Raw genomic sequence first — 2392 nt, forward strand, 5'->3', positions numbered from 1 at the left:
CCCGGGTCGGCTGCGCAACACGGCCGCACGGGGCGAGAGGCCGACCCCGCCCTCCTGCGGGCGGGGTCGGCGGAGTCGGTGCGCACCGATCGGTGCGCACCGGTCAGAACCAGTGCAGGCAGTGCGGGGGGCGCTCGGCGCGGAAGAGGGCGTCGGCGAGCGTGGCCGCGCCCGGACGGTGGGCCAGGACGTGTCCGGCACGGACGAGCGTGCTCGGGGCGGTGCCGCCGAGGTAGATCGAGCCCAGGTCGCTCATGTCCAGGGACAGGTCGGGCTCCCGGTCCGTCGGGACGCAGTCGGCCTTGCCGTCCCGGACGGTCAGCAGGTAGCGGCCGTGCTCGCCGAGGAACGGGTCGTCGACGTCGAGGACGAGCTCGCCGTCCGTGAACCAGCCGCGCGCGGTCAGCGCACGCGGGACGTCCAGGAGCCGCAGCCAGAGCGCGTCGATGTCATTGCTCACCTGGCCGGCGCGGAAGTCCGCGAGCTGCCAGCGCAGCGGGTGATCGGGCGGGAAGTTCTTGAACACGACCTGGCCGACCAGGTCGTGTCCGAGTGCGAACCGGGTCAGGGCCGAGGCGGCGGCGTCGTCAAGGGCGATGGTCTCGTCGACCGTCAGGGTGTCGGCCTCGCCGCGCCAGTAGCTGGCGTAGCCGTCCGGGACGCCGTCGGCGTCCCGGTGGACGGCGACGTAGCGCGACACCGGGGCGACCGGGGGCAGCCCGCCGCCCAGGGCCCACCAGCGGTGCGGCCGGGACAGCGCGCCGGGCTGTGCGCGGCGGTACCGGTCGTAGACCTCTTCCAGGATCCCGCCGCACTCGGCACGGCGCAGCAGCTCGACCGAGCCGGTCGCCGGTGCGTCGGCCGCGCCGCGCGCCCGGGGGAGGGTGAGGGCGGCCTGGTGGCGCGGCACCGTCAGCCGCGCCGTGTAGGTCGCCGGCCCGTAGCCGAACCTGCGGTAGATCACCGCCTGGGAGGCCAGCAGGACGGAGAGGAACTCCCCGCGGGCCCGCAGCTCGGTGAGCTGATGCCGCATCATCGCGCCGAGCACGCCCTGGCGCCGGTGCGTGGGCAGCACGCCGACGGCGGTCACCCCGGCGGCCGGGGCCAGGACCGCGCCGGGCAGGGTGAGCTCGAAGGAGTACGCACCGGCGGTGCCGACGGGCCGCCCGTCCGCCGTCAGGGCGAGCAGGCCGCGGTCCATTTCGAGCGCCGACCACCAGGCCTTGGCGCCGCTCTCGGTCGGGGTCTCCCGGAAGCGCCCGAACGCGGCGAGGAGCGTGTCGACGAAGACGTCGAAGTCCTGCTCGGTCGTGGAACGGATCTCCATCGGTGCCGCTGCCTCCCCTGCGTTACGGCGCCACGAGGCGTGGCGCCCGTCACAGTGCAGCCGTGCCGCGGCGCCGGGTCAAATGAATTACGCGGGGACGCGGCGCGGCCCGGGACTGCGCCGCCGCGTAGTGGGGCGGGCGGGGTTCTTGGCCGGACCGTCCATCTGCCCGGGCCCGACGGACCGTCATGCTGGCGCGACAGCCCCCGCGGTCCACCCCGCGCCCGCTGCTGCTCCCCACCCGACCTCCGGAGGCCGAGATGACACCCCAGACCGCCGCCACCGACGCCCGCTGGAGCGTCGGAGCACCCGAGAGCACCGAGTTCGCCGCCTGGCGCGAGCTGTTCCGGGGGTACTGCGACTTCTACCGGGTGCCGATCCCGGACGCGAAGGCCGAGCTGGTCTGGTCCTGGCTCACCGACCCGGCGCACGAGCTGGAGGGTCTGCTGGTCCGCGACACCGACGGCACGCCGGTCGGTCTGGCGCACTACCGTCCGTTCGTCCGGCCGCTGCACGGCGCGGTCGCCGGGTTCCTGGACGACCTGTTCGTCAGCCCGGCCGTGCGCGGCGGCGGCGCGGTGGACGCGCTGCTCGCCCGGCTGAGGGCGATCGCCGCGGAGCGCGGCTGGAACGCCGTCCGGTGGATCACCTCCGACGACAACTACCGGGCCCGCAGCAAGTACGACCAGGTCGCCACCCGGACGATGTTCGTGACCTACGACATGCCGCCGGACGCCGCCGGCTGAGCGTGCTCCCCGAGCCCGAGCCCGAGCCCGCGACCGACCCCCAGCCCGCCGTCCCGACCGACCCCGACCCCGAGCCCGTCGTCCCGACCGACCCCGGCTGGCGGATCGGAAATCAGTTCGCCCTTTCTGTTATCGGCACGCCCCCGGAGGGTCTCCCAGGTGTCGGCACCCGGACCGGCCGACCCGAACAGGAAGTGTGCCCAGGTGAACAGCGAAGACAGGACGACCATCCTCCCCGCCGCCGGGGGACTGGCTGGACGAGGCCGAGCCGTACCTGGCCGGCGGCGGTGCCACCCGCACGGTGGCCCGGGAGGCCGAC

General features: G+C 74.9%; 2 protein-coding genes. One reads left to right on the forward strand and one right to left on the reverse strand.

Going from position 1 to position 2392, the window contains the following annotated elements; translation table 11 throughout:
• Positions 1-103: 103 nt before the first annotated feature.
• The gene (locus AB0J08_RS41485; RefSeq protein WP_360645351.1) at positions 104-1327 is read right to left on the reverse strand and encodes a GNAT family N-acetyltransferase; all 1224 of its coding nucleotides are present in this window, start codon (positions 1325-1327) and stop codon (positions 104-106) included.
• Positions 1328-1587: 260 nt separating this feature from the next.
• Between AB0J08_RS41485 and AB0J08_RS41490 the strand changes: the two genes are divergently transcribed.
• On the forward strand, positions 1588-2073 hold the full coding sequence (locus AB0J08_RS41490; RefSeq protein WP_360645354.1) for a GNAT family N-acetyltransferase: 486 nt from the start codon (positions 1588-1590) through the stop codon (positions 2071-2073).
• The last annotated feature ends 319 nt before the right edge of the window (positions 2074-2392 follow it).

Origin of the sequence: Kitasatospora sp. NPDC050463 (assembly GCF_040655255.1) — a bacterium.
In the GTDB taxonomy this organism is placed as follows: domain Bacteria; phylum Actinomycetota; class Actinomycetes; order Streptomycetales; family Streptomycetaceae; genus Kitasatospora.